The 580-nt window shown below is 48.4% G+C and carries 1 protein-coding gene; it reads left to right on the top strand.

Annotated elements, in window-relative coordinates; all coding sequences use genetic code 11:
* The coding region (locus R7O13_RS29135) for an ATP-binding cassette domain-containing protein (RefSeq protein WP_318305491.1) at positions 1–580 on the top strand (580 nt) is incomplete at both ends.

The raw sequence follows: 580 nt of genomic DNA, 5'->3' as shown, positions 1-580 counted from the left end.
GGTCAGTTGTATCCCGAACAAGGAGAGATTTGGTTTGATGGTGACAACATTCCGACTCTCTCTCGCAAAAAACTCTACAACGCTCGTAAGAAAATGAGCATGCTGTTTCAATCCGGAGCTCTGTTCACGGATTTGAATGTGTTTGACAATGTGGCCTTTCCACTGCGTGAACACACCAATCTTTCAGAAGATTTGATTCGTACTATGGTGCTGCTTAAGCTCGAAGCGGTTGGTCTGCGCGGAGCCGCGCAATTAATGCCAAGTGAGCTTTCGGGCGGTATGGCGAGGCGCGCCGCATTGGCTCGTGCTATCGCACTTGACCCTGATTTAATCATGTTCGATGAACCATTTGTGGGACAAGACCCAATTACCATGGGTGTTTTGGTTGAGTTGATCAAAGACTTAAACCAAGCTCTAGGCCTTACGTCTATTGTGGTATCACACGATGTACCGGAGGTCATGAGTATTGCTGATTGGGTTTACCTACTAGCAGATGGCAAGATCATCGCGTTTGGCACGCCAGAGGAGTTGAGTCAAAACCCAGACCCGCGAGTGCAGCAGTTCTTACAAGGTGATGCAG

The organism is Vibrio sp. Y176, from assembly GCF_033438945.1.
Note: the sequence above shows the minus strand (reverse complement) of the source record. Positions and strands in the feature narration are given on the sequence as shown.